18 protein-coding genes and 1 riboswitch are annotated in these 25,176 nt (G+C 50.2%); of the genes, 7 read left to right on the top strand and 11 right to left on the bottom strand.

The genetic code is table 11. The annotated features are described in order from the left end of the window. Positions 1–74 precede the first annotated feature (74 nt). The gene (locus tag AC5FX6_RS10575) at positions 75–1,496 is read right to left on the bottom strand and encodes an APC family permease (protein ID WP_493597020.1); all 1,422 of its coding nucleotides are present in this window, start codon (positions 1,494–1,496) and stop codon (positions 75–77) included. Between the two features lie 326 nt (positions 1,497–1,822). Between AC5FX6_RS10575 and AC5FX6_RS10570 the strand changes: the two genes are divergently transcribed. Further along, a complete protein-coding gene (locus AC5FX6_RS10570; RefSeq protein WP_493597019.1) occupies positions 1,823–3,085 on the top strand; it encodes a DUF819 family protein in 1,263 nt (420 codons plus the stop codon). Between the two features lie 94 nt (positions 3,086–3,179). Here the strand turns inward: AC5FX6_RS10570 and AC5FX6_RS10565 are convergent, their stop codons facing one another. Further along, positions 3,180–5,849 (bottom strand): cation-translocating P-type ATPase, encoded by a 2,670-nt coding sequence (locus AC5FX6_RS10565; RefSeq protein ID WP_493597018.1) that lies wholly within the window; start codon positions 5,847–5,849, stop codon positions 3,180–3,182. A 1,162-nt stretch (positions 5,850–7,011) separates the two neighbouring features. Between AC5FX6_RS10565 and AC5FX6_RS10560 the strand changes: the two genes are divergently transcribed. Beyond that, complete coding sequence (locus tag AC5FX6_RS10560) at positions 7,012–9,606, top strand: phosphoenolpyruvate carboxylase (RefSeq protein WP_493597017.1); 2,595 nt, start codon at positions 7,012–7,014, stop codon at positions 9,604–9,606. 58 nt (positions 9,607–9,664) lie between these two features. Beyond that, positions 9,665–9,769, top strand: a riboswitch (SAM riboswitch). Positions 9,770–10,139: 370 nt separating this feature from the next. Beyond that, complete coding sequence (locus AC5FX6_RS10555) at positions 10,140–11,465, top strand: Na+/H+ antiporter NhaC family protein (RefSeq protein ID WP_493597016.1); 1,326 nt, start codon at positions 10,140–10,142, stop codon at positions 11,463–11,465. Positions 11,466–11,539: 74 nt separating this feature from the next. Here the strand turns inward: AC5FX6_RS10555 and AC5FX6_RS10550 are convergent, their stop codons facing one another. Both AC5FX6_RS10550 and AC5FX6_RS10545 read right to left on the bottom strand, forming a co-directional pair. Further along, positions 11,540–12,229 carry a response regulator transcription factor gene (locus AC5FX6_RS10550; RefSeq protein WP_493597015.1) on the bottom strand — a complete coding sequence of 230 codons (690 nt, stop codon included), beginning with the start codon at positions 12,227–12,229 and terminating at the stop codon, positions 11,540–11,542. Next, positions 12,201–13,706 (bottom strand): sensor histidine kinase, encoded by a 1,506-nt coding sequence (locus AC5FX6_RS10545; RefSeq protein WP_493597014.1) that lies wholly within the window; start codon positions 13,704–13,706, stop codon positions 12,201–12,203. The genes AC5FX6_RS10550 and AC5FX6_RS10545 overlap by 29 nt, the downstream gene beginning before the upstream one ends. A gap of 124 nt (positions 13,707–13,830) precedes the next feature. On the opposite strand from AC5FX6_RS10545, the gene AC5FX6_RS10540 reads away from it, so the two are divergent. The 3 genes from AC5FX6_RS10540 (at position 13,831) to AC5FX6_RS10530 (ending at position 17,950) form a co-directional block, all read left to right on the top strand. After that, the gene (locus tag AC5FX6_RS10540; RefSeq protein ID WP_493597013.1) at positions 13,831–14,499 is read left to right on the top strand and encodes a hypothetical protein; all 669 of its coding nucleotides are present in this window, start codon (positions 13,831–13,833) and stop codon (positions 14,497–14,499) included. 17 nt (positions 14,500–14,516) lie between these two features. Beyond that, a complete protein-coding gene (locus tag AC5FX6_RS10535; protein ID WP_493597012.1) occupies positions 14,517–17,468 on the top strand; it encodes a glycosyltransferase family 117 protein in 2,952 nt (983 codons plus the stop codon). Between the two features lie 302 nt (positions 17,469–17,770). Further along, on the top strand, positions 17,771–17,950 hold the full coding sequence (locus AC5FX6_RS10530; RefSeq protein WP_493597011.1) for a hypothetical protein: 180 nt from the start codon (positions 17,771–17,773) through the stop codon (positions 17,948–17,950). Between the two features lie 243 nt (positions 17,951–18,193). Here the strand turns inward: AC5FX6_RS10530 and AC5FX6_RS10525 are convergent, their stop codons facing one another. The 7 genes from AC5FX6_RS10525 to AC5FX6_RS10495 all read right to left on the bottom strand — a co-directional run bounded on the left by AC5FX6_RS10525 (position 18,194) and on the right by AC5FX6_RS10495 (position 23,693). Then, positions 18,194–19,570 (bottom strand): GH1 family beta-glucosidase, encoded by a 1,377-nt coding sequence (locus AC5FX6_RS10525; RefSeq protein ID WP_493597010.1) that lies wholly within the window; start codon positions 19,568–19,570, stop codon positions 18,194–18,196. Positions 19,571–19,625: 55 nt separating this feature from the next. After that, the gene (locus AC5FX6_RS10520) at positions 19,626–20,612 is read right to left on the bottom strand and encodes a glycosyltransferase family protein (protein WP_493597009.1); all 987 of its coding nucleotides are present in this window, start codon (positions 20,610–20,612) and stop codon (positions 19,626–19,628) included. After that, the gene (locus tag AC5FX6_RS10515; RefSeq protein ID WP_493597008.1) at positions 20,609–21,451 is read right to left on the bottom strand and encodes a UDP-2,3-diacylglucosamine diphosphatase; all 843 of its coding nucleotides are present in this window, start codon (positions 21,449–21,451) and stop codon (positions 20,609–20,611) included. The genes AC5FX6_RS10520 and AC5FX6_RS10515 overlap by 4 nt, the downstream gene beginning before the upstream one ends. Positions 21,452–21,817: 366 nt before the next feature. Beyond that, positions 21,818–22,426: a TetR/AcrR family transcriptional regulator gene (locus AC5FX6_RS10510; RefSeq protein WP_493597007.1), complete on the bottom strand. Its 609-nt coding sequence runs from the start codon at positions 22,424–22,426 to the stop codon at positions 21,818–21,820. 200 nt (positions 22,427–22,626) lie between these two features. Further along, positions 22,627–23,082, bottom strand: coding sequence for a cold-shock protein (locus AC5FX6_RS10505; RefSeq protein ID WP_493597006.1), 456 nt, complete (start codon positions 23,080–23,082; stop codon positions 22,627–22,629). A 52-nt stretch (positions 23,083–23,134) separates the two neighbouring features. Continuing rightward, the gene (locus tag AC5FX6_RS10500; RefSeq protein ID WP_007653367.1) at positions 23,135–23,362 is read right to left on the bottom strand and encodes a hypothetical protein; all 228 of its coding nucleotides are present in this window, start codon (positions 23,360–23,362) and stop codon (positions 23,135–23,137) included. A gap of 139 nt (positions 23,363–23,501) precedes the next feature. Beyond that, on the bottom strand, positions 23,502–23,693 hold the full coding sequence (locus AC5FX6_RS10495; protein WP_076671102.1) for a cold-shock protein: 192 nt from the start codon (positions 23,691–23,693) through the stop codon (positions 23,502–23,504). A gap of 587 nt (positions 23,694–24,280) precedes the next feature. Between AC5FX6_RS10495 and AC5FX6_RS10490 the strand changes: the two genes are divergently transcribed. Then, entirely contained in the window at positions 24,281–25,102 is an 822-nt protein-coding gene (locus tag AC5FX6_RS10490) for a prephenate dehydratase (RefSeq protein WP_493597005.1), read from the top strand. Positions 25,103–25,176 lie beyond the last annotated feature (74 nt).

The raw sequence follows: 25,176 nt of genomic DNA, 5'->3' as shown, positions 1-25,176 counted from the left end.
ATGCCGGGCAAAAGCTTCTTCGCGCTAACTCTACAGAAGCAAAGCCCCGGCGTAATCGCCTGTTCTGCACGCAATCATTTCATAACCTTCTCTTCTGGTGACACCTGTTGCTTTTTGTTTTTGTTGAACCACCAATACATTGGAATGCCTGTCAATATGAGTACCATCCCAATGGCTGCTTCACGGGGGCGCACAAAAATTGTGTTGATGAAAAGGGCGGCGCAGAAAAGGACCATAATGGCGGGCACCACCGGATAACCCCATACCTTGTAGGGCCGAACTGCGTTTGGCATTTTCCACCTGAGTATGAACACTCCCAGGGTAGTGGCCCCATAAAAGATAAACACGGCAAAAATGATCATGTCGGTCAGCTGGTCAAATGTCCCGGAGAGTACGAGCAAACAGGCCCAGATGCACTGGTAGCGTAGAGAATAGGCTGGTGCCTGCGCCTGGTTGAGTTCCGCTGCTTTCGGAAAGAACATCCCTTCCCGCGCCATGGCAAAGTACGTGCGGCAACTGGCCAGAATGGTCGCGTTGGTGCAGCCCAGCGTGGTGATTAGAATAAGAATAGAGATGAACACGGCGCCTCCATACCCCCAGAAGCTTTTGACAACCTCCACCGCTGCAATCTGGTTGCCTGCCGCATGCACCTGCTCCAGTACGGAAGTCGGTAAGATGGATAGGTAGGTCATGTTTACCAGAAGGTAGATGGCTATCACCGTCAGTACACCAATCGAGATGCCTTGGGGAATGTTTCGCTTCGCGTTTTTGATTTCGCCGCCCAGGTACCCAATGGCTGCCCAGCCCTGGTAAGCCCAGAATGCGGACAGCATAGCCGTAAAGACTGCGCTGAAAGTAACAGGCTTAGAGGAAATTGCGGACAAATCCAGGGTTAAGCCCAAATCGGCTTGGCTGCTGCCAAGTCCGAAGAACACGATGACGCCTATACCTGCAAAAACCAACAGCAATATGACCGTTCCGAGCCAGGCGCCTGTTCTGACTCCCTTCGCATTTACCCAAGTCAAAACAATAATCAAGACTATGGCAACGAACTTGACACTAAGGTCGGCGAAAGGGTAGAAAACACCTCCAAGAGAGAAGCCAGCGAGTGCGTCTAAAACAGGGGGCAGCGGCACCATACTGTTGAGCGACTGGGCAAAGACGTAGGCCAGGGACGAGATAGCTGCTGTCTGGATAACGGTAAACAGGGACCACCCGAAGATGAAAGCGAAGAAACGGTTGTATATCTTTTTATAGTAGGCATACTCCCCGCCGGTATCGGCCAGTAGTCCGGCCACTTCCGCGTTGCTCAAAGCGCCGAACAGGGAAATGAGGCCGGCGAGCAGCCAGCAGATCAGCACCCATTCCGCCGATTGCAGCTCGGCGGCCATCGGTGCCACCTTCTTGTACACCCCGGACCCGATGATGTTTCCGATCACGACTACGATGACCAGGCGCAAGCCCAGTGATCGGTCCAGTTCGCTGTGTTTTCCCATAAGATGTGTCTGCTGTTAGCCCCCTGCTACTGAAGCAAAAGTGGCTACCAATGTATGGCAGAAAAACAACATTTCATACAAGTTCAATCAGAAGAAATATCGGGCCGCATGTCTCCGGCTGTCTGGCTTTCTGGTTGGGAGGCAGCACAAGATTTTTTAAGTTAAAGTCGTAGCGGGAATGGCCTAACTTACCCGAAATAATTGTTCCTCCTCTCATCAAACTGTCGATTCCATTCCTCTATATTTGCAGGTTATCCAAAGCCTTCATTTTGCTGAAAATTCAGCAATGGGTTCCTTAGAAAGCTAACGTCGAAATGTCTCCATATATGGAAGAAACCCCAGCACAGGATTTGCCTTTGATTACCAATGATGCCGTCGTATTGGGCATCCTGATCATCATACTGGCTTTTGTCTTTAAGACCTCGTCTAGCCCGAGACCTGTCTTCAGGAAGTTCTATTCGGTGGTGCCTTCCGTACTGTTGTGCTACCTTATACCCAGCCTGCTTAATTCCCTGGGCATTATATCGGGGGAGCATTCAGGGCTTTACCAGATGGCTTCCCGCTACCTGCTTCCGGCCAGCCTTGTTCTATTCACGATTAGCCTGGATTTAAAGGAAATCTGGAAGCTCCGCCACAAGGCGGGTCTGATGTTCATTACGGGCACGGTCGGCATTATGATAGGCGGTCCCTTGGCCATGTTGATTGTCTCTACCTTCGCACCCGACATCGTGGGGGGAGAGGGGCCCCATGCGGTATGGCGCGGGCTTTCCACCATAGCAGGCAGTTGGATTGGAGGTGGTGCAAACCAGCTGGCGATGTATGAGGTTTTTAAGCCTGACCCCAACCTGTTTTCCGCTGTGATTGCGGTCGACGTGATTGTGGCCAATATCTGGATGGCCGTGCTGCTGTACGGTGCCGGTAACAGCGAAAAGGTAGACGCTTTCTTCAAAGCTGACAGTACCGCCGTGAATGAGTTGAGGGATAAAATAGAAAAGCATAGGCTTAGCATCTTGAAAGTGCCTTCCATGGCCGACACCATGATGATAGCGGGGGTGGGCCTGGGTATTACGGGTATCTCACATTTTTTTTCTGATCTGATTGCGCCTTGGATAGAACTCCATGCACCTTACCTGGCTCAGTTTAGCCTTACCTCGGGCTTCTTCTGGCTTGTGGTGCTGGCCACAACCTTTGGGATGCTGCTCTCCTTCACCAAGGCACGTGAACTGGAGGGCGTAGGGGCTACGCGCATCGGCAGCATTTTCCTCTACATCCTGGTAGCCACCATTGGCATGCAGATGGACATCACCGCCATCGTGAGCCAGCCCGGACTCTTTTTAGTAGGCCTTATCTGGATAAGTATCCACATGCTGCTGCTCCTGATTGTGGGAAAACTGGTCAAAGCGCCCTTCTTTTTCCTGGCGGTGGGCAGCCAGGCGAACGTTGGGGGAGCGGCATCAGCACCTATTGTGGCAGCGGCCTTCCACCCTGCCCTCGCGCCGGTAGGGGTACTCCTGTCCATCCTGGGTTATGCGCTTGGTACGTATGGCGGCTATCTCTCAGCACTGATGATGCAGTTGGTCGCCCCTTGAGAAAAGGGCTATTAGTGCACCGCTTTACAAATCTGTATATCTCGGTTGTTACTTACTGTGAAAGAACATTGACAGCTTAGGGTTCGAATCGACGTTACCTTTTGAATATTTTTCTGTCGATTTTCACAACAACAAAAACCACGCTACCCGCTGCAACGGATACCAGCAGGTTCTGCGCTGACAACGGTACCAGCTTAAAGAAGCCTTCCATATAGGGCAGGTAGATGACGGTGAGCTGCAGCAGGACGGCCGAGACTACGACCGCGACCATCAAGGGATTTGTTTTGATGGCCAGGGGAGAGTGGGCCGAAGAACGCAGAGCAAGGGCCTGGAAAACCTGCGCAAATCCCACAGTCGCAAAAATCATGGTTTGCCAGGTCAGATCCTCTGGGTCTTCAGGGTTGTAGTAGTACAGGGCCAGTCCCAGCGAAACCGCCGCAATAGTGGCTCCGACTATCCCCATCTGATAGAAGTCTTTTTTCTCCAATGCCCCTTTCTCCGGATTTCTTGGTGGTCTTCTCATGGTGTCCTTCTCCCCAGGCTCTGTGCCCAAACCCAGCCCGAGCAAGCCATCCGTGAGCAGGTTCAGCCACAGTAGCTGCAAGGGCTGCAAGGCGATGACCATGCCGAACAGGGGGGCAAGGAGCATGATCAGCACCTTGCCGATGTTGCCTGCCAGGGAGAACTTGATGAACCTAATGAGGTTGTCGAATATCACCCTGCCCTCCTCCACAGCCGCGACAATGGTCGTGAAGTTGTCGTCGAGCAGCACCATGTCCGCCGCTTCCTTGGCCACGTCAGTCCCGGTGATGCCCATGGCTACCCCAATGTCAGCCCTTCGCAGTGCCGGGGCGTCATTCACCCCGTCACCCGTCATGGCCACTACCTCTCCCTGGCTCTGCAGGGCGCTTACAATCCTTAGTTTGTCCTCCGGGGAGACGCGGGCATAGACTGAGGTTATTTTGGCCAAAGTCAGGAGCTCCGCCTCATCTGCCTGCTGCAGCTGTTGACCTGTCACCGCATCAGACTGCTCCGTGAATAGCAGCTCACGGCCTATGGCCGAGGCAGTCAGTGGGTGGTCGCCAGTAATCATGATAGGGCGGATACCCGCTAGCTTGCAATTCTCAACGGCCGCCTTCACCTCTTCCCGTGGCGGGTCTATCATACCTGCAAGGCCCACAAAGACAAGCCCCTGCTCTGCATCCGTGCCACTGCTCGGCGCTTCCAGGCTACGGAAAGCGAGACCCAGCACCCGCATGCCGTTTTGGGCCAGTTTCGAGTTGGCCTCCAGAATCCGCTCCCTCCATTCAGCGTCCAGCGGTATCTGTGAGTTGTTCACCCAAACATATTCGGAAACACTCAACAGAGAATCGGGCGCGCCTTTTGTGCAGAGCAGAAAGGGAGTGTTCTGAAGTGGGAGTAAATAACCTGGTAAGGCGCCCTCCACTTTATGGATAGTGGACATCCTTTTTCTGGTGCTGTCAAAAGGCACCTCTTCCACCCTTGGCAGGGTTTCGTAGAGTTGCTCTTTACTGATTTCTCTTTTCGCACCGGCTATGAGCAAAGCGGCCTCCGTGGGGTCCCCTATCACCTGTCCGGTATCCGTTTCTGCGCCGTGGTCGAGGGTGGCATCGTTGCATAGCACCGAAACGGCAAGGGCGAAGTCAAGGTCATCTGCTGACGCGCTGTCCATTTCCATCATCACGGAGGGTCCTATCGCCACCGACCGTTCCGGCAGATCCACTACCGTTACTGTCATTTTGTTCTGGGTAAGGGTTCCTGTCTTGTCTGAGCAGATGACCGTGACAGAGCCCAACGTCTCAACTGCGGGCAGCTTTCTGATCAACGCGTTCCGTTTCAGCATTCGCTGTCCGCCCAGTGCCAGTGTGATGGTGACAACCGCGGGAAGCCCCTCGGGAACGACAGCCACTGCCACACTCACGGCTGTGAGGAACATGTCCGCGGCAGCCTCCCCCATAAGCATACCCATACCGAATACCAGTGCGGCCGCAGCGGCTCCGAAAAGGGCAAGCATCTTGCCGAGCTTGTCGAGCCTTTCCTGCAGTGGGGTCTTGCCTGACTCAACGGAGTCTATGAGGTTGGCAATTGTCCCGAGCTCGGTCTTCATGCCTGTGGAGACGGTCACACCGACCCCTCTTCCATAAGTCACCACCGTCCCCATGTAAGCCATGTTCTTTCTGTCACCCAGCGGGAGTTCCTCCTTGGGGATAGGGGCAGTATCCTTGTCTATAGGCTCCGACTCACCTGTCAGGGCGGCCTCCTGAATTTTGAGGTTAAAAGAATCGGTCACCCGTAGGTCTGCCGGAACCACGTTACCGGCCTCCAACTCTACTATGTCACCTGGCACTAGGTCGGTTGCCGAAACTTCCCTGGCTTTCCCACCTCTTCTCACCCGCACTTTTGGCACCACCATACGGTTCAGCGCGGCCATAGCACGGTCTGCGCGGTACTCCTGGATGAAGCCGAGAAGCCCGAAGAGAAGCACGATGGCGAGGATGGCGACCGCCTCGGTGGTCTTGCCAAGGAAAAGGGAAAGCAGCGCGGCGACGATCAGGATAACCACCATGGTCTCTGTGAACTGCTGAAGCAACATCTTGAAAGGGTTTTTCCCTTTCTTTTCCTCCAACCTGTTAGGCCCCACCTCATTCAGGATGGCATCGGCGCTGGCATCTGTAAGGCCTGAAGCTGATGTGCCTAGCTCGGATAAAACCTGCTCTTTGGTTTTTGTGTGCCAATTGTTCATAGTGGTTAGATTTTGGTCGCCAATATAAGTTGCAGTCACTTTACGGGCAATCTGTAAAATAAGACTATATCATTTGAAGCGTTGTATGAATTTTGACCTCTTGTAGCCTGCAAGCTTACTACATGTTTTAATATAGAGTATTGAAAAGTAGCTAATGCGTTGTATGTGTGAAGCAGTGCACGAGCGTATATCCGCTACGTGCCCTCTTACGATCCCCGCTCCAAAAGTGAGGTGCGTATAATGTCTTTGATGGATGAACCTATTGTTATGTAGTAAATCGCAGGACTAAGGAAGGCAAGCAGGAAGTCAGGACTATAGTTGAGCGCAGAAATTGAAGTAAATTGAAAAAGCGGTTGCCTGTTATTGCCAGGTAACCTTTTTATGCATAAGTTATCCTGGCTGGTTAGGACGAGAGTTTTTGATTCGTCCTGGATGAAGCTGAACGTCTGGAGTGCCTACAGCCTATGTCAGCACTGCAAAGCTTCCTTAATAGTGATTGATGTTTGATCAAAACTCTATGGGGCCGCGTGTTCTCCTTAACCTTGGGCGATAGTATAGGTTAGACGAAAGAAATGTTGCAAATGTAGGAGGTCACTAGCATCAAGTATGAAATATCCAACATTTAAGGGGGCCTAAATAGTATGAATTAATAACCACGTTGGTGAGTGTAATTTCTAGTTGAAATTGATAAAAAAGATGTGTAAATTTAAGTAGAAGCATTTGCAGCGAAACTGAGATAAAAAAGTTAGTGCGTAATTCGGGGAGTCGAATTTATAATATTTTTTATATTATTGATTATCAGTGATTTATGTAGGGGTTCGATACCCTCACTTTCTGCTGGTAGCGATATCAAATAAAAAGCCCATCAATCATCGATTGATGGGCTTTTTATTTTTACATATCATCCTAATCAACCAGCCAGATCCCGCTGCCTTCTGAGCGGAACCTAAACTTTCGTAGCGTATCCGTATAAGAGTTTTAGGCGTGTGCTATACCTGTTGGAAATCTCAAATTACCCTTGCTACAAGTGCCGCGACAAAATAGAACACCTTCACCCAATCGCTCAAGCAAGAACATGCTCCACATCTGAATCGGCAACTTTTATACCCGCCTTCTAAAAATTACTTATATTCAGAAAAATTTCGACAGATCCTCCGTCCCTATGAACACACACCATAATCTGCGAGCCAATACCAACCTGGAAGTCTTCTCAACCCTGGTTGGTACGCGCTATGAAATGTATAACAGCTTGTTTTCTTCGTTGCCTTTTCATCGGGTGGAGAAAACGGGTGTACTGCTTTCATTGTTGGTGCTGCACTGTGAGGACGGCTACCAACGGCAACAGAGTCCGCAGGAGATCATTCAGAGTTTTTTTGAGCAGTATACCCATTACCGTTCAGAGCAGGAGCAGCACGACCTGCTGTTTCGTTTTGTGCAGTACGCCGAGCGCCAGGTGGTGCTGTTCGATGCGCTGGAAGAGGCCGCTTTCCGTGACACGCACGACATGCAGGGTGCGGGTACTTTGAACCAACTCAGTATTGCGGTACTGCATGAACAGGCCCATGAGCAACTGTCACTTAAGCTGCAGGACTTTGCGGTACGCATGGTGTTGACGGCACACCCCACTCAGTTCTATCCAAGCAATGTGCTGGGCATCATCAACGACCTATCGCAGGCACTGGCAACCGACAACACCTCGCAGGCACACTCATACCTGCGACAACTGGGCAAGACACCTTTCTTTAAGAAAGAGAAACCTACGCCCTATGAGGAGGCCGTTAGCCTGATTTGGTTTCTGGAGAATGTTTTCTACCGTGCTGCCGGCGGCATCATTTCATACCTGAACGCCCAGTTTCCCGGCGCCGTTCTGCCGGGTTCAAAGCTGATCCGGATGGGGTTCTGGCCCGGAGGAGACCGGGACGGAAATCCTTTTGTAAAGGCTGAGACTACCCTGCAGGTAGCAGATGCACTTCGGGTAGCTGCCATTAGGGCTTACTATGCCGATGTGCGCCGACTTAGACGCCGCCTGACCTTCAGGGGCGTGGAAGATTTGCTCCGGGAACTGGAAGCCAAGCTATATAATAATCTCTTTGTGCCTGACTATACCCTAGACTTGAAGCAGGAGGATATCCTTGCTCCGCTGCGAGAGATCAGCAGGCTATTGCTGGAAGAGCACAACAGTTTGTTTCTGGGGCAGGTGGAAGCGCTGATCACCAGTGTAGAGCTCTTCGGACTGTTCTTTGCCTCGCTCGATATCCGACAGGACTCTTCGGTGCACGCCCATCTGTTTGAGGAGCTTGCACAGCGCACAGACCTTCTGCCAAAAAACTACGCACAATTGTCGGAAGAAGAGCGAATAAGCGCCCTGCTAGGTATAGCTGCAAGCCTGAAAAACCAAGACCTGTTCGAAGATGAGGAACTGCTACAGGACACCCTGGAGACAATAGCTGCCATCCGGACGATACAGGAACACAACGGCGAAGAGGGATGTCACCGCTATATCATCAGTCATTGCACCAGTGCCTTGAATGTACTGGAAGTCTATACCTTGTTCCGCCTGGCTGACTGGCAGCCGGAAGAACACAGCGTCGATATTGTGCCGCTCTTCGAAACAATAACTGACTTGCGGCAGGCAGCGGCCGTGATGCGGCAGCTTTACGAAAATGAGGTATACCGGGAGCACTTGCAGCGGCGGGGCGACACCCAGACCATTATGCTCGGTTTCTCGGACGGCACCAAAGACGGCGGTTATCTGATGGCCAACTGGAGCATCTACAAAGCCAAGGAGGCGCTAACGGAGGTAAGCCGGGAGTATGGCATTGAAGTCATTTTCTTTGACGGACGGGGAGGACCACCGGCACGAGGTGGCGGCAAGACACAGCAGTTCTACGCTTCGATGGGCAACAACATCGCCAACAAGGAGATTCAGCTGACGATACAAGGCCAGACGGTGAGCTCCAATTTCGGTTCTGTGGATGCAGCCCGTTTCAACCTGGAGCAGCTCCTGCATGCCGGTATCAGCAACAGCCTGTTCGACCGCAAAAAGCCCACACTCACGCCCGACGATGACCAGCTGTTACAGGAACTGGCGGAGGTGAGTTTCGACGCCTACACGGAGCTGAAAAACAACCCGGTTTTTCTGGAATACCTGACCTTTGTGAGTCCACTGCGCTACTATGGCGAAGCCAATATTGGCAGCCGCCCTTCCAAGCGTAAGGCCGGTAAACTGAATTTGGATGATCTGCGTGCCGTTCCTTATGTGGGTGCCTGGAGTCAGCTCAAGCAGAACCTGCCGGGCTATTATGGTGTGGGCAAAGCGCTCGAGGCACTGCATGCAAAAGGGGACTGGCCAAGGTTACAGCAGCTTTACAAACACTCACTCTTCTTTAAAACCCTGCTTGACAACTGTGAGATGGCGATGAAGAAGTGCTTCTTCCCGGTAACGGCCTATTTAGAGGACCATCCTACTTACGGTGCACTCTGGAAGCAGATTTACGAGGAATATGAGCGGACAAAAAAATATGTGCTGTTACTGGCAGGAGCCGACACGCTGATGGCTGACAAACCTATGGACGAGCTCTCGATTCAGCTACGACAGCGCATTGAACTACCGCTAATTACGATACAGCAGTATGCTCTTGCTAAGATCCGCAGTCTGGAAGAGCAGGACCCGCAGCAGAGGTCCAAGCAAGTATATGAAAAGCTCGTTGTGCGCTGTTCTTTCGGCATCATCAATGCGGAGCGGAACTCAGCCTAACGGCTGACAGCTTGTCTGCTACCAATCGGTGTTGTACATTTGCGGCATCTTTATCTAAGATTTATAAAGAAGAGGGGAGAGAGCAGGCTCGGTGAACCTCTAGCAACCTCCGGTGTAGTCCGGACAGGTGCTAACTCCTGCCCATTTTTGGGGCCTATAAATTAAACACATGCACACCTACACTTCACACTTTACCCGTATCAACATGCCATCCGCTACAAGGCTTGCCAAGCGCCTTTGCTGTTGTTGCTGTTAATACCTTCCTGTATATAGTGGTATCAAAGCCCCTTTAGTCTGACGGCCTATACTACAGCCTCAATACAGGAATCCCTCTCTACTTTAGGTTCTGCTATAGTTATCTTGCCAGGCAGCAGAAGCTGTGCCGGTATTAAACAGACCTTGGGGGCCAATCAAAAGAGCCATAGCGCTTTCATTTAAATATTTCTCAGCAAGGGATAGGGAAGGTGCCGTCACCGGTTTCGACTCGCAGCCCTTTCAAACCTATTTTTTTCAGTTTAGATTTTATGAGTAGCATGCAAAAGAGCGGGGGCATCGCTTTAGTCCCTTTTTTGATATTTATACTTACTTTTTTGGGAGCTGGCATCGGGCTGCAGGATTTTTACGCACTGCCTTCGCCAGTTGCCGTGGTAATCGGCATTATTTCCGCTTTCCTGATCCTCAAAGGCTCTGTTAATGCCAAAGTAGCGGCGCTGATCCGCGGTTGCGGCGACTCCAGGATCATGACCATGTGCTTGATTTACCTGCTAGCCGGTGCTTTTGCCACCGTGTCGAAGGTCGTTGGAGGAGTAGATGCCACAGTTAGCCTTGGCTTGCATTTGCTGCCAGTGGAGTATCTGGCACTGGGGGTGTTTGTCATGGCGGCTTTTCTATCGACGGCTACCGGTACCTCAGTGGGCGCTCTCGTTGCGCTGGGACCTATCGCTGTAGGCTTGGCAGATCAGAGCCAAACCTCTTTACCGCTACTACTAGGTGCGCTGCTGGGAGGTGCAATGTTTGGCGATAACCTATCATTTATTTCAGACACCACCATCGCCGCTACCCAAACACAGGAGTGCAGCATGAAAGACAAGTTCAGGGTGAACCTGCTTATCGCTGGCCCGGCCGCGCTCCTTACCTTATTGCTGCTTTTGATGGCGGGAGAGCCTTCCGCAAATGCAGTTGGTATGCCCGATACCTGGAGCGATTATACATTCTGGCAAATAGCGCCCTACCTGCTGGTAATCGTGCTGGCCGTGCTGGGAGTGAATGTATTTGTGGTGCTAACTATAGGTACGCTTGCCTCAGGTGCGATAGGATTGCTAAACGGCAGCCTGGAACTGCTGACATTCAGCAGGCATGTTTATGAAGGGTTTACAGGTATGTTTGAGATCTTCCTGCTCTCCATGCTCACTGGTGGACTGGCCGAAATGGTACGCGAAGCAGGTGGTATTCAGTTCCTGTTGCAGCAAGTTGGCGGCACTATAAGAGGTTATCGTTCGGCACAGTTGGGCATCGGAGCACTGGTAGGCGGAACCAATGCCGCCATAGCCAACAATACCGTGTCTATTGTGGTGACCGGGCCACTTGCCAGAGACATCAGTCAAAACTATCAGGTAGACAGGCGCAAGTCGGCAGCTGTGCTGGATATCTTTTCCTGCATTGTGCAGGGTCTTCTGCCTTACGGTGCCCAAATCCTGATTCTACTCAGTTTCACGAATGGAGCGGCCTCTTTTGTGGATCTTTGGGCGAATGCCTGGTACCTGCACTTGTTGCTACTCTTTAGTCTACTGGCCATCTTCACGCCTTTTGTTGACCGCTACATCAGCAAACAGCCCGCTGCTAAAAGGGTGGCAGTGTGACAGCGGAGGAAACTGAGTGGATGATTGGTCTAGAAGGTGATCCTGAGATCTTAGATTCACCTGACTGCTCTTTTTCAATAAACCAATTTATAGCCTATACCTCGTATGTTGAGAATTTCGACCGAAGGATCTTTTTTGAGGTGCTTGCGGAGTTTTGAAATGAATACATCCATGGAGCGTCCGTTGAAAAAGTTGTCATCGCCCCAGAGTTTGATGAGACTGGCCTTGCGGTCCAACACCTGGTTTTTGTGCTGAGCAAGTAAGCGGAGCAGTTCACTTTCGCGGTGAGATAGCCGACAGACGAGCTCTTGATCGTGCCAAAGCTCCTGCTTGAGCGGTGCAAAGGTATAGGAGCCAATCTCTACCGATTCTACATTATTGCTTTCCACAGAACCACCGCTTCGTCGAAGTAGTTCTTTCAGCCGCAGCACTAATTCCTCCAGGCTGAAGGGCTTCCTCAGGTAATCGTTACCTCCCAGTTCAAAGCCTTTTACGACGTCTTCTGTCATGGATTTAGCGGTGAGGAAAAGCACGGGAGTCTGACTATCAGTTTTGCGGAGTTCCTGCACAAAAGTAAAGCCATCCATGAGTGGCAGCATGACATCTACCACACAGATGTCAAATGTATCGCTGCGTACCGCGTCGAGCCCCTGCAGGCCATTAGTTGCGTGGTATACCTGAAAACCTCTGCTCTGCAGGCTTTCCGCCACGATTTTGACTAGCTGCGGTTCGTCTTCAAGCAACAGTACTTTGGGCTGGCTCATGCTGAAATATGGGAAGCGATAAGATAAATGTAGTGCCTTGCTGCTCACGGCTCTGCAGACGGATAGTACCGCCATGACGCTCCACTATGGTTTTAGCATAGCTGAGCCCGAGTCCGTAGCCTTTGGTATTGTGGGTGTTGCCGGTCGGTACCCGGAAGAACTTGTCGAACACCTTGTCATGCATACCTGCCGGAATACCGATGCCATTGTCCTTCAGAACAAGGATAGCCTGTCCGTTTTCTTCGTAGCTTTTTAAGTCCAGGTGCAGGGTGCCGCGGCTATACTTGAGTGCATTTTCGATCAGGTTGGAAAGTACGTTGAGCAAATGCAGTTCATCTACCTTTACCAGCAGGGGGGTAGCTGGCGGGTTGTAACTGATCACTGCTCCGGCCAGGTCAAGCTGTGGACGGTGCTGCAATACAGCTTGTGCGACCAGCTGCTGTAAACTCAATACACGTGTGTTTAGCTCCAGCTGTTCCTGTTCCAGGGCAAGGTTTTTCAAAATGCCATCGATTAATTGCGACAGGCGGCCGGACTGCTGGCGGATAATACTGAGGTACTCGTGGGATGAGGCTTTGCTTAAGTTGAAGTCTTGTATGGCCTCGGCTGCGATGCTGATCGTGGCTACCGGTGTGCGCAGCTCGTGCGTCATGTTATTCACGAAGTCATTCTTCAGCTCGCTCAATTTTTTCTGCCGCAGAATGGTGCGCAAGGTATAGGCAAAGCAGAAAATGGTGACTACAATCAGCACCAGCGAGCTTAGCAGCACCCATTTCATGCGGAAGAGCAAGGTTTTGTTTGGGTCCGGAAAGGTGGCAAACACTTCGTCAAAAGGCAACCTGAAACCGAACTGCAGGGTTCGGGTAGTGAAAGGGAAATCGTCTGAGGCTACTAGCTGCCTTTTGTCATGTAATAGAAAGTTTGTGTGGATATCTCTTGCGGCTAATTCAGCTGTATAGAACTGTTGCAAGCGAGCTAGATCAAGCTTACTGTTTTGCATAGCTTCATTCATCAAATCGCCTAACAGTTGGGTATAATAAAAAGTATCGCCCCGTTGCAGGTTCTTGCGAATTTCAGTACTTACCAATCTATCAATGAAGTACTTTTTTACATTAGGAGTCATTTTGCCATCGGCCGTGCGGTAGCCCTGAAAGCCAAGGCTGAATTCAACCTTACCATTTACAGAAGGCTGTTTTTCCATGACCGTGAACACCGTAAGCCCTGAAGTAGTATCAATGTGGCAGTCGATGGCAAACAGGTTGGTATCAGCGAGCCAACCTTTGTACTGCTCTGCCAGTTGGTCCTGCCTGTGCTCCATTTCCTGGTCCACTGCTGCTTCTAGGGCTAGGTTTATCTCACTTCGGAAGGCTTTGGAAGCGCTCTGAAAGGCCTCGTAACTCCAGTATAACTGAAACAGCAGCAGGCACAGGGTGCTCACTGACATCAGGAACAGGATAAATGTGACGCGCTGCTTCATATATCAAATATATCAATCCCCAGGCAGAGTTGGATATCCGTTAACACTATTTAACACTCCTTAACTTGACTTAACGCTATACCTGAAATAAGAGGGCTTCCTTTGTCATAAAAAAATGAAGCCTATGAAAACCTCAACAAGTAGTACTTTTTACAAAGCCGGCTGTGCTTTGCTTTTATGCCTGATGATGAGCCTGCAAAGTGTAGCGCAAAATCCGGACAGCACCACCATCACAGTGAAGTGGGATATGGAGTCAGGCGAATTGCGGGACGTGCTCCGGTTACAGGACATCGACTATTTCAGCGTTGCCTTCAATGACACCAGCCTGCGCGGGAAACATTTTAAGCTGGTATCGAAGGAATACCGAAATGGCAAACTGACCGCCACCCGCGACCATTACGCAGAAACGGGATACCCGGCAGCCTTTGCGTTTCACAAGGACAGCGCCGCTTTCAAATTCAAGCTCCTGGCACGGCAATCAAAAAAGAAGCAGGCACATTTCATGTTCCAGTTCGACCGTGTTGGGCTAAATCCAAGGTATAAATCAAAGGATACCGACCTGTATAGCCTGCGCGATGCGACCGGCTCGCTGGGTGACCCGGTGCGGGTGCCGCTACACAAACCCTTCCCGCTGTTTGTGTACTCGCTGCCTTATGTCGACCCCAAGCGACCGGATTTATATCAGTACTGTGCCCTTACCCAAGACGGCGTGCCACCGAGCGAATGGGGCAAAAAGTATGGCGTGAAGCACTACATCGTGTTCGAGATGCAGATTACGGATGAAGCAGAATAACTCTTGAGTCCTTAGCCATGCGCCATTACAAGCTTATCAATAACCTCACTGGTTGGGCAGTTTTCGCCGTTGCTCTCACTGTCTATACCTTGACGCTGGAGCCCACTGCCAGTTTCTGGGACTGTGGGGAGTTCATTGCCTGTTCCTACAAACTGATGGTGCCGCATGCGCCGGGCGCTCCGCTTTTTCTGCTGGTAGGCCGACTCTTTTCCTTATTGGCGGCAGATCCTTCGCAAGTGGCATGGTGGGTCAATTTTCTGTCTGGCCTGAGCAGTGCTTTCACATCCCTGTTTCTTTTCTGGACCATTACCATCCTTTGTCGCAGATTAGTCAGTGTGTCAGGAGAGGAAATGAGCGGCACAAAGGTACTATTGGTGGTGGGTAGCGGTGTAGTGGGGGCGCTTGCCTATACCTTTACCGACACGGCCTGGTTCTCGGCTACGGAGGCGGAGGTATACGCGATGTCTTCTTTCTTTACCGCCATTGTGTTCTGGGCTATGCTGCGCTGGGAGGCTAAGGCAGGTGATTCTTCGGCAGACAAGTGGCTTATCCTGATTGCCTACCTGGTGGGGCTTTCTATTGGCGTGCACCTGCTCAACCTGGTGGCTATACCTGCGCTGGCCTTCATTTTTTACTTCCGGAAGTTTAAGCCTAACTGGAAGGGAGGGGTGGTGACTTTCCTGATCAGTGGGGCCATCCTGCTCATCATCCTTTGGGGTGTTATACCTGGTCTGCCTTCGCTGGCGGGCAGCGTGGAAGTGTTTTTTGTGAATAGCTTGGGACTGCCGTTCGGTACAGGTATAGTGGCTTTTGCGGGGGTACTTGTAGCTGGCATTTTTTATGGCGTCTACTATTCCGTCCGCCACCAGAACAGGCTGTTAAACACTGCCATACTCAGCTTTCTGTTTGTGCTGATCGGGTATGGCTCCTACCTGATGATCCCAATTCGCTCCAACTATAACCCGACACTGGATATCAATAATCCGGAAGATGTGATGAGCTTTGTCTCGTACCTGAAGCGGGAGCAGTACGGTGATCGTCCGCTACTTTACGGTCCACAGTATAATGCAAAGCCAACAGGTCAGCAGGAGGGAGCTGTCAGGTATACGAAAGGCAAAGACCGCTATATCGCTTCACCTACTTTAGTGCCTGTATATGACAGCCGGGATAAAGTGCTGCTGCCCCGCATCTACAGCGATAAACCAGCTGATGTGCAGGAGTACAGAAAGTGGCTGGACCTGCGGGAGGGGCAAAGGCCGAGCTTTGGCCAGAACCTGGGCTTTCTGCTGCGCTATCAATTTGGGCACATGTACTGGCGCTACTTCTTGTGGAATTTTGTCGGCCGTGAAAGCGATGTGCAGCATGCTGGCGTGCTGTGGTGGAGCAAAGGTGGTGATGGTATACCTGCCAGTGTGTTGCAAAACAAGTCCCGCAATAGCTTTTATCTGCTGCCGCTGGTGGCAGGTATACTGGGCTTGCTCTACCAGCTGCGCAGAAACCGGCAGGATGCTATTATCATTGGCCTGCTCTTCTTCTTTACAGGTATAGCCATCGCCCTATACCTGAATCAGCCACCTGCCGAGCCTAGGGAGCGGGATTATACCTTTGCCGCCTCATTCTACGCCTTCTCGATCTGGATTGGGATAGGCGTCTTGGCACTGGCTGAGTTGCTTCAAAAATGGCTTCGCCATAAGCACGTTGCCGCAGGCATAGCCACTGTCGCATGTATGTCCGTACCACTGATCATGGCGGTGGAAGGCTGGGATGACCATGACCGATCTAAGCGCTATTTCTCCACCGCCTCCGCCAAAAACCTGCTGGATTCCTGCGCGCCCAATGCCATTCTGATCACCCATGCCGATAACGATACTTACCCACTCTGGTATGCGCAGGAAGTAGAAGGTTACCGCACTGATGTGCGGGTGGCAGTGATGACCTTTTTGAATACCGACTGGTACATCGATCAGATGATGCGGCCTGCCTACGAAGCAGAGCCCTGGCCACTGGCCCTAGGTATAGACAACTACCGCCAGGGCACAAACGATTACCTGCCTTACATGGAGCGTCCTCAGGTGGCCGCAGGTATAGACCTGCGCCAGTTCATGCAGCTTGTCAAAAGCAACCACCCAGCGCTACAGGCCCAGTATGGCGCAGGAAGTACCCTGCTCACGTTCCCTACCAAAGATTTTTTCTTACAGGTTGACCGAAAGCGGGTCCTGCAGCAAGGCATAGTACCCGCGCAAAAGCAGGAAGAAATCACAAACAGCATACACCTGCAGCTGAAAGTGCCATACCTGGAAAAGCGGCATTTGGTGCTGTTGGACCTGCTAGGAAGTCAAAACTGGAAGCGTCCACTTTATTTCTCAAGCGCCATACCTACATCCGACTACACTGGGCTAGACAGCTACTCCCAACTAGAGGGCATGGCCTACCGCATTGTACCCGTAAAAACGGCGGATGGACTGGAGCAGGGCTATGTGCATAAAGAGGTGATGTATGACAACCTAATCAATCGTTTCAGCTATCTCAACCTCGATAGAGAAGACGTTTACCTAGACCAGAACTATCTCCGGTTCACAGCAAGCACCCGCGAGAAATTTGCGCTGCTGGCCGAAGCCTATCTGGAGGAGGGGAATGTGGAGAAAGCGAAAGAAGTGATCGACTTTTGTATGGCTAAGATCCCGCTCGACACGGTTCCGGCAGACTTTCAAACCCCACGCTTTATACCTGTGGTAGCCGCTGCAGGAGAAGCAAAGCTGGCTTCCGATATGTTTTACAGCATGGCAAAGGAGACAAAGCAGGAAATTGAATACTATTTAGCCAAGGGAGCCCTGTTTGAGCGGGATGTGCAGCTGAACATGCTGAAGATGCAAAACCTGATCATCGCCGCACAGGATAGCGGCATGCAGCAGCAAGCAGTTGTGCTTCACGGTACTTTCCAGCAATACCTGCAGCGTCTCCGGAGGTGAGCAATTTACAGGCAGATATTACCTTTCCGTATCCGCAAGAGAAATATTGGCGGGACAAGCTGATTGGTGGATACTGAGTAAGGTAATCCAGAGTAGACAGGTTCTGACTTTCATCTAGTAGTTTAGTAAGATAGGGCCAGGTCTTTAGGGGTGGGTGTAATCAAAGCAGGAAGCAGGGGCGCCTATAAATTTAACAGAAGGTTTACATTCCCTTATCACTGTGTTTATGTACTGGGCGTAGTTTAGCAGTGTGATGCATCACGCTACTAACATTCTTTTTGACTCAGAAAACGACCCTAAAGATGACTAAAATTACCAACTTCACAGCACTTACATCAGGTACAGAGTTAATTACGCCACAAGGAAAAGGCCGGTTTATGCATTATAAGAAAGGAAACTTCCGAAACCAGAATGTGCGCATAGAACACCAGAACGGAAAGCAGATCTGGTATTCTGAAGCAGTATTGAAAGCGATGAATTAGCCTGCCTGGGAAGTTCTAAAATACCAGCGTACCTTGTTTATAGTGTATCGCATTTAAGAAACTGTCCCTTTTCGTTCACAATAAAAATGCCCACTATAGAGCGGGCATTTTTCCTTAACTAAACTAATCTTACCTTTATTAACTAACCTACGGTAAAGGTATAGCGCTAATTTGACTTAAAAAATGGGCGGGAGCAGGCTTAACAGTAATATAATGGGGCGTTAATCTAGCCATAATGTGCCGCTATGAAATACCACTCTGTAGAAAGTCGCGGTACCAGAGACCGGAGCTTTTGATCGTGCGCTGCTGTGTTTCGAAATCCACATGCACCAGCCCGAAGCGCGGGTCATAACCTTCGGCCCACTCAAAATTGTCGACAAAGGACCAGACAAAGTAGCCCTGTACGTTGACGCCCTCCTGCCTGGCCCGCAACACCTGCTGCAGGTAGCGCTTCAGGTAGCACAGCCGTTCCGGATCATGTACACGTCCGTCTTTAAGTTCATCCGGGAAGGCTGCGCCATTCTCAGTGACAATGAGCTTGCGTATACCCTTGTAGCGATTGAACTGGTGAAGGACGTGGTAAATTCCCTCCGGGTATACCTCCCAGTTCATCAGGGTATAGGGTACACCACGTTTGCGGGCAGGTACCAGAATCGCCTGCATAAAAGGCGTCCAGAAAGCATACTTCACCACTTCCCGGGTATAGTTTTGCACCCCAATGAAATCAAAGTCAAAGGCCATTTTTGCCTCGTCGCCTGGCTGCATGTACTTTTCGATGCGGCGCATGAACCGGAGGTCGTCAAGTGGATAGCCAAGGCCCAGTGCAGGTTCCAGGAACAGGCGGTTTAGCAGGGCGTCTACCCGTCGGGCAGCCTGTAGGTCTTTTTCCTGCCGCCGCAACGGCTCGATGTGGGAGCATGAGAAGGTGGTGCCGACTTCTGCCTCAGGTCTGAGGTCTTTGATGACCCTGCCACCAGCCGCCTGGCAGAGCGTGGCATGGTGCACAGCAGGTATAAACGAGCCAAAGCCACGGCGGCCAGGGGCATGCACGCCCAGGAAATAACCAGCTCCTGTAAAAACCATGGGCTCGTTCAGGACCATCCAGTGCTTTACCCGGTCACCGTAGAGCTTTACCGCCAGGGCGGTATACTCTTCAAACCAACCCACAATATCCCGGTTCGCCCAGCCTCCTTTTTTCTCCAGTTCGTGTGGCAAGTCCCAGTGGTAAAGTGTGAGCCAGGGGGCAATGCCTAGCTCCAGACAATGATCAATGAGGCGATCGTAATAGGCAACGCCGTGCTGATTAACATGGCCTGTGCCATCCGGCAGGAGGCGGGCCCAGGAGAGGGAGAAACGGAAGTTAGGTATAGCCATTGACTGCATCAGCTCCAGGTCGTCGGGGTAGCGATTGAAGAAGTCACAGGCGAAATTGCCATGATGGCGCTGCTTGATCTTACCTTTTCTGGCCGAAAAAACATCCCAGATGGAAAGACCCTTACCTTCGGCTTCGTGTGCACCTTCAATCTGGTAAGCTGCTGTGGAAACTCCCCATTCAAAATCATTGCCGAAGGCTGATCGGATTAGTTCGGGTTGTTTATGTTCGTTGCTACTGTCTATCATACAAAAAGCAGCTTCCCTTTGCCAGGAGCTGCAGCGTAAAAGCTTTAGGAATCGGTTACGTGTTTTCGTGCACGATGCGGTGCACAATGGCCTCAGTCTCGTCCGGGTAGTCTACCTGTATCGGTTGCCCATGCTCCAGCCAGTCATAGATCTTCGGCAGGTGCTTTTTCTTCAGACTTTTGATGGTGGCTACCCCCATGTGCTTGAGAGCAGCGGCATTGCATACCTGCTCAAACTGGTTTTTCATAGGCACCACCAGGAGTTTCTTTTGTAGGTATAATACCTCAGAAGGCGTACCAAAACCTGCGGCACAAAGCACTCCCGCCGAAGAAGCCATGCTCTGCAAGAAGGCCTCATTCTGGATAGGCCGCACCGATACGTTCTGGTGTTGGAAAGGCTGCTTGTTATGTTTGGAGAAAACCTGCCACTCAATTTGCTTGAAATGCGTGAGCCGGTTTACGATTTTATGATCATCGTGAGCGGGCAGGTATACCGTGTAATGCCCCTGGTTGCTTACCTCGAGCTCGCGGACCTGTTTTCGGATAATGGGCGTGAAGATGGAATCATCAAAGCGGGCAAAGTGAAAGCCATAGTTTGTAGTGGTAGGGGCGTAATTCTTCAGAATGAATTTCCCCATGTGATCCGCTTTCTCTGGTTTAGGCACGTTTTTGTTCAGCACCGCCACCTGGTTACTCAAGCCTACACAATGCTTCTTGGCCATCATGCAGGCCCAGGAAGAGATCGGCTCGAAGTCAGAAACCACCAGATCATAGCTCTTTACAGGCAACTGCCGAACTTCCCTGTAAAAGTTGCGGGAATTGGCCTGTGCAATGGTCCTGTAAAAGTCCACGCCGCCATTCTTTCCAAAGATGAAACTCATACCGTTCAGGCGGTATTTCACGGGGTAGGGTAGAGTCAGGTCTACCTGGCAGCCACTCACCAACAGGTCGACCTCGCCGTGCTGTTGCAGGGCAGGTATAATGTCCAGGGCTCTTGTCAGGTGACCGTTGCCTGTGCCCTGGATGGCATATAGTATTTTCAAGCAGACTTCAGATTGAATTCCACCATCAGGCTTTGAAAGAGCTGTATATTAGTAGGTACCTGCTCTTCTTCATCCTCCATCACCACAGCATCCAGGTCTTCTCTGAACTTGTACAGGCTCCAGCTGCCGCTGTTATACTCCAATGCTGTCAGGTTCTCAATCCAGTCGCCCGAGTTTAGGTACGTTACCTTACCCGCATTATTGGAAATGTCGCGCATCTCAGGTTGGTGGATATGCCCACAAACCACGTAGTCGTAGCGGTTTGTAATGGCAATATCGGCGGCTGTCTGCTCAAAGTTGTTGATGAACTTGACGGCGCTCTTTACTCTGTTCTTGATGTTGCGCGATAGGTATACCTTGTCGCGGTTGAGCTTGAGGCAGCAGAAGTTCACCATGCGGTTGAGCAGGATAAGCAGATCGTAGCCTTTGGCTCCCAGTCTGGCCAGCCACTTGGAGTGCTGCATGGTCACATCAAACACGTCGCCGTGGAAGAACCAGGCTTTCTTGCCATCAAGCTCCAGCACCAGCTTGTTCACGATCTGGAAAGAACTCATCTGGAAGCCTTCAAACTTGCGGAGCATCTCATCGTGGTTGCCGGTAATGTAGTATACCTTGGTCCCTTTGGCGATTAAGCCCATCAGGTACTTCACCACTTTCATGTGGCTGGCTGGCCAGTAGTTCTTGCTGAACTGCCAGATGTCCATGATGTCACCGTTCAGGATGAGAGTGTCAGGGTGGATGCTCTTCAGGTAAGCCAGGAGCTCTTTTGCATGGCAGCCGTAGGTGCCCAGGTGCACGTCAGATATAACGGCTACCTCAACTTTTCTTTTTCTTGCCATATACCAGGCGTGGGTGAGATTTGGTAAACTTTGGTAAACTTAAACGGGGAGTAGAAGGAGTGTAGCCTGTAGAGGGAAATGTCCAAAAGTCTTCGCACCACGATGCTAATGGGGTTGTTTGTTGAACGTGCCATTGTTTTCGTTGTTTAATGGTTTAGAAAAGTCCCTTGGCTAAAGCTCTTTTTCCACGTTCCAAAAATACGGCCGAGGTGTTAATTGCAGGTTATGAGCGGGTTATGCTTGTGTTATTTTTGGAGGGCGGTACGGTCTTAGGGAGGGCAATGGGAGTATGTAAGCAATACCTTAGTTATGCTGTCAGAAGTGAGTTTGGACGATTCACTGACTTAATCTCATAGCCAGCTTACCTTACTTCTTCTCGAGCAAGCCGTGAAAGATTAGATTAGCCAAGCCTTCATATACAGCGGAAGGGGTATAGTTGATCTCCTGCATCAGTTCAGAGGGTACCTGGCTAATGAACTCCGGATCCAGGATTTTCTCCAGCGCACTGGCATAAAGCAAGACTGCTAACGAGATATTGGCATCTTTGCGAATGAACCCCTTGCGGCTGCCTTCTTCCAGCAAAGTTCTGAATCGTTTAAATGCCGCTTCAGTACGATATTGCTGCAGCAAAGCCCAGGTTTTTGGGGTGTGCTTTCTGATGTCAGCGAGCAATTGCCCATTGATACGGGCAAAGCGCTGCCCGACGGTATGAAACACCTGTTCCGCTTTTCTGATAAAGTCACCATCCTCCTGCTGTAGAAGGCTTTCCACCTCCCGCTGCAGGTTTTCCAGGTAGTTCTTTATCACGGCATGGAGTAACTCTTCCTTGCCTCTGAAATACTGGTACAGCGTTTTTTTGCTCATACCTAGTTGCTTGGCCAGGTCGGCCATCAGGACTTTGCTATAGCCTTGGTTGAAAAATTGTTGTTGGGCCTCTTGCAGAATTAAGGCTTTGGGGGTGCTTGTCGTATCCATACTAACTAATAGGGTGCGCTTCAATTTGGCCGACCTGGTTGCAAAGTTATAAACGGCTGTGGTCGGAAAACTTTATACGACAAAAAAATCTCCTGTAGTCAGCATTATTTCTGACATTAGCAGGAGATTTTCGAATAGTAATCGCTTATAGAAAACTGGGCAGCTCAAATCTGCTTAGCAAGGATTTGAGCTAGAGATGGTTACGCCAGTTTAACGTTAACAGCATTTAATCCCTTCGGGCCTTTCTCAACCTCAAAGGTGACACGGTCATTTTCCTTGATCGCGTTTACAAGGCCGTTCTGGTGTACAAACACCCGCTCTTGTGTAACGTGGTCCTGGATGAAGCCATAGCCTTTTGAATCGTTGAAAAACGAAACGGTGCCTTTGCGGATCAGGTCGGCCGGGTCAAGCTCTGCTTGCTTCGCTACACCTATCTGGATATCCTCCAGTTTAATTTCCTTAGGCTTTTTCACCGGATCAGGCGGAGTATCGGATATATTGCCGAACTCATCTACGTAGGCGAACATTTCCTCTACGCCTTTGCCTTTATCGGAATTGGCTTTGCGCTCTTCCTTCTTCTGTTCTTTGTCTTGTCTTTTCTTAAGCTTCTTCTTCTCTTTTTCTTTTTTACTGAAGGTTTCTTGTGATCTACCCATATATGCTGTTAAATGATCTATAAAATTACGGTATGCAGGTGTTCAGGTGTGACTAGTATCTGAACAGGAAATTTGTGCCGTTGCGAATCCACTTTTCAAAAAATGAATTGTCGTTATACTCGCCGGTCACAAGCTCAAAGTCGGGTTGGTCTTTATTAGTACGAGAGTTCATGAACTTTGGGAGAGAATCCTGATTGTTTGGGGTCCAGTCCTGTCCTTTTTGGAGGGCTACGCAGATGTACTCGCGGGTGGTAGTGTCTACCAGGTATCTTCTATTCATCGTAAGGAGGGGTTTGGTGAAACATTGCCAGAGCGGCATTAAACTAATAACGGGGGAGTAGTGCAGGCACGCACATCAAATGAAAAAAAAGCCTCACCCGCAGGCAAGGCTTCTTTATGAGATGACTTATATGTGGAAACTAAGCACGCTTAACGTTAACCGCGTTTAGTCCTTTTCTTCCTTCTTGCAGGTCAAAAGTCACTTTGTCGTTTTCCTGGATCTCATGTACCAGGCCAGTCACGTGTACAAAGTACTCCTGATCTGTGTTGTCTTCTTTAATAAACCCGAACCCTTTCAGGTCATTAAAGAATTTTACTGTTCCGTTATTCATTCTGTTTTGATTAATTATATACTAACTACATTGCAGTTGGCATATAGGTTCATTTATTTTTTTACAATGTACGATTAAAATTTTACAATTACGTAGTCTAATTTGTTTAATCGTCATATTTGTAAGTGATATCAACTTCAATATAGCCTATAAAGTGCCTTTATGTGCTTTAAATACAGGTATTTAGCCATGTGGTGAAAGTGATATGGTGGTTGCTAATCACTTGGACGGACCAGATTGGGCGAAAAAAAACGAAAATAAATTGGTGTTCAGTAAAAAGTATCTATATTGGCGGTTGAAATGAACAAGCAGCAGAAATCTTATACCTTCTTTTTTTACTTTTTTCCTCTAGAGGACTAAAGCGGGAAAAGGTATATGTGATCATATAGAGGCCCCGCACCATGCGGGGCCTTTTTTATTTTGTAAAATCCAGATTAGATGCATTCTACGCAACAGAACTTTAATTACAGCTTTGGTTTTAGCTTTTACTTCTTTGGTAAACGCCCGGGGCTGTATTGATTATACTTCACAGTAAATTATCACCAGCGCCCCGGAGTCTTACTTCGGGGCGTTTTTTTTTGATTCATATGAAAATAGCAATTCAAGGTATAGCAGGAGCATTCCATGAAGAAGCCGCCCGTCTCTGGTTCGGCGATCAATCCATTGAGATAGTGCCTTGTCTCACTTTCGGGGAGGTGGCAGAAGTGGTTGCCGCCGGACTAGTTGACAAGGGGATTATGGCCATCGAGAATTCTATCTCAGGTACAATACAGCTTAATCTGGCCCTGGTACGGGAGCATCGACTGTGGATCGGTGGCGAAGTGATCATGCGGATTCGTCAGCACCTGGGCGGTATACCCGGGTCTTCGCTTCAGAGCATCCGCAAGGTATACTCCCACTACATGGCCCTGAACCAATGCCGCCCCTTCTTTGAATCCTACCCCGATGTAGAACTGATCGAGTCGGCAGATACGGCGCTGAGCATACGGGATGTGGCTATTCAAGGCTCCGTGGAGCTTGCAGCTATTGGCAGTGCACTGGCCATCTCACAGCATGGCTTGATCGTGCTCGGCAAAGAGATCGAAGCAAGTAAGCAAAACTATACCCGCTTTCTGCTGCTCGACAGGCAGCCGCATTCACTTCCCACCTGTAATAAGGCCACCCTGTCCCTGGTATTGAAACCAGAACCGGAGGCATATACACAGGCAATGATGCTACTACACAAACATCGCATGCAACTCGCCAAAATTGAGTCGGTGACCATACCCGGTCGGCCATGGCACTACCGCTATTACCTGGACCTACACTTTGAGGCAGAGGGAGATCTGGATACACTGCTTGCTGATCTGGAAGCACTGACCGAATCCATTGAATTGCTAGGGAAATACGCAGCTTATAAACACTCCTAAATCATGATGACCCATTTAACAGCACATACCAAAAGCTCAGTTAAGAGCACTATAACAGATTCAATTACAATCGC

The organism is Pontibacter sp. LHS2 (assembly GCF_058932845.1).
This window is presented reverse-complemented; position numbering and strand designations above follow the sequence as displayed.

What these genes read in the sequence shown, in the direction of transcription:
- AC5FX6_RS10575 (WP_493597020.1), bottom strand. Translation starts at nt 1,496, where the DNA reads ATGGGAAAACACAGCGAACTGGACCGATCACTGGGCTTGCGCCTGGTC.
- AC5FX6_RS10570 (WP_493597019.1), top strand. Translation starts at nt 1,823, where the DNA reads ATGGAAGAAACCCCAGCACAGGATTTGCCTTTGATTACCAATGATGCC.
- AC5FX6_RS10565 (WP_493597018.1), bottom strand. Translation starts at nt 5,849, where the DNA reads ATGAACAATTGGCACACAAAAACCAAAGAGCAGGTTTTATCCGAGCTA.
- AC5FX6_RS10560 (WP_493597017.1), top strand. Translation starts at nt 7,012, where the DNA reads ATGAACACACACCATAATCTGCGAGCCAATACCAACCTGGAAGTCTTC.
- AC5FX6_RS10555 (WP_493597016.1), top strand. Translation starts at nt 10,140, where the DNA reads ATGCAAAAGAGCGGGGGCATCGCTTTAGTCCCTTTTTTGATATTTATA.
- AC5FX6_RS10550 (WP_493597015.1), bottom strand. Translation starts at nt 12,229, where the DNA reads ATGAGCCAGCCCAAAGTACTGTTGCTTGAAGACGAACCGCAGCTAGTC.
- AC5FX6_RS10545 (WP_493597014.1), bottom strand. Translation starts at nt 13,706, where the DNA reads ATGAAGCAGCGCGTCACATTTATCCTGTTCCTGATGTCAGTGAGCACC.
- AC5FX6_RS10540 (WP_493597013.1), top strand. Translation starts at nt 13,831, where the DNA reads ATGAAAACCTCAACAAGTAGTACTTTTTACAAAGCCGGCTGTGCTTTG.
- AC5FX6_RS10535 (WP_493597012.1), top strand. Translation starts at nt 14,517, where the DNA reads ATGCGCCATTACAAGCTTATCAATAACCTCACTGGTTGGGCAGTTTTC.
- AC5FX6_RS10530 (WP_493597011.1), top strand. Translation starts at nt 17,771, where the DNA reads ATGACTAAAATTACCAACTTCACAGCACTTACATCAGGTACAGAGTTA.
- AC5FX6_RS10525 (WP_493597010.1), bottom strand. Translation starts at nt 19,570, where the DNA reads ATGATAGACAGTAGCAACGAACATAAACAACCCGAACTAATCCGATCA.
- AC5FX6_RS10515 (WP_493597008.1), bottom strand. Translation starts at nt 21,451, where the DNA reads ATGGCAAGAAAAAGAAAAGTTGAGGTAGCCGTTATATCTGACGTGCAC.
- AC5FX6_RS10510 (WP_493597007.1), bottom strand. Translation starts at nt 22,426, where the DNA reads ATGGATACGACAAGCACCCCCAAAGCCTTAATTCTGCAAGAGGCCCAA.
- AC5FX6_RS10505 (WP_493597006.1), bottom strand. Translation starts at nt 23,082, where the DNA reads ATGGGTAGATCACAAGAAACCTTCAGTAAAAAAGAAAAAGAGAAGAAG.
- AC5FX6_RS10500 (WP_007653367.1), bottom strand. Translation starts at nt 23,362, where the DNA reads ATGAATAGAAGATACCTGGTAGACACTACCACCCGCGAGTACATCTGC.
- AC5FX6_RS10495 (WP_076671102.1), bottom strand. Translation starts at nt 23,693, where the DNA reads ATGAATAACGGAACAGTAAAATTCTTTAATGACCTGAAAGGGTTCGGG.
- AC5FX6_RS10490 (WP_493597005.1), top strand. Translation starts at nt 24,281, where the DNA reads ATGAAAATAGCAATTCAAGGTATAGCAGGAGCATTCCATGAAGAAGCC.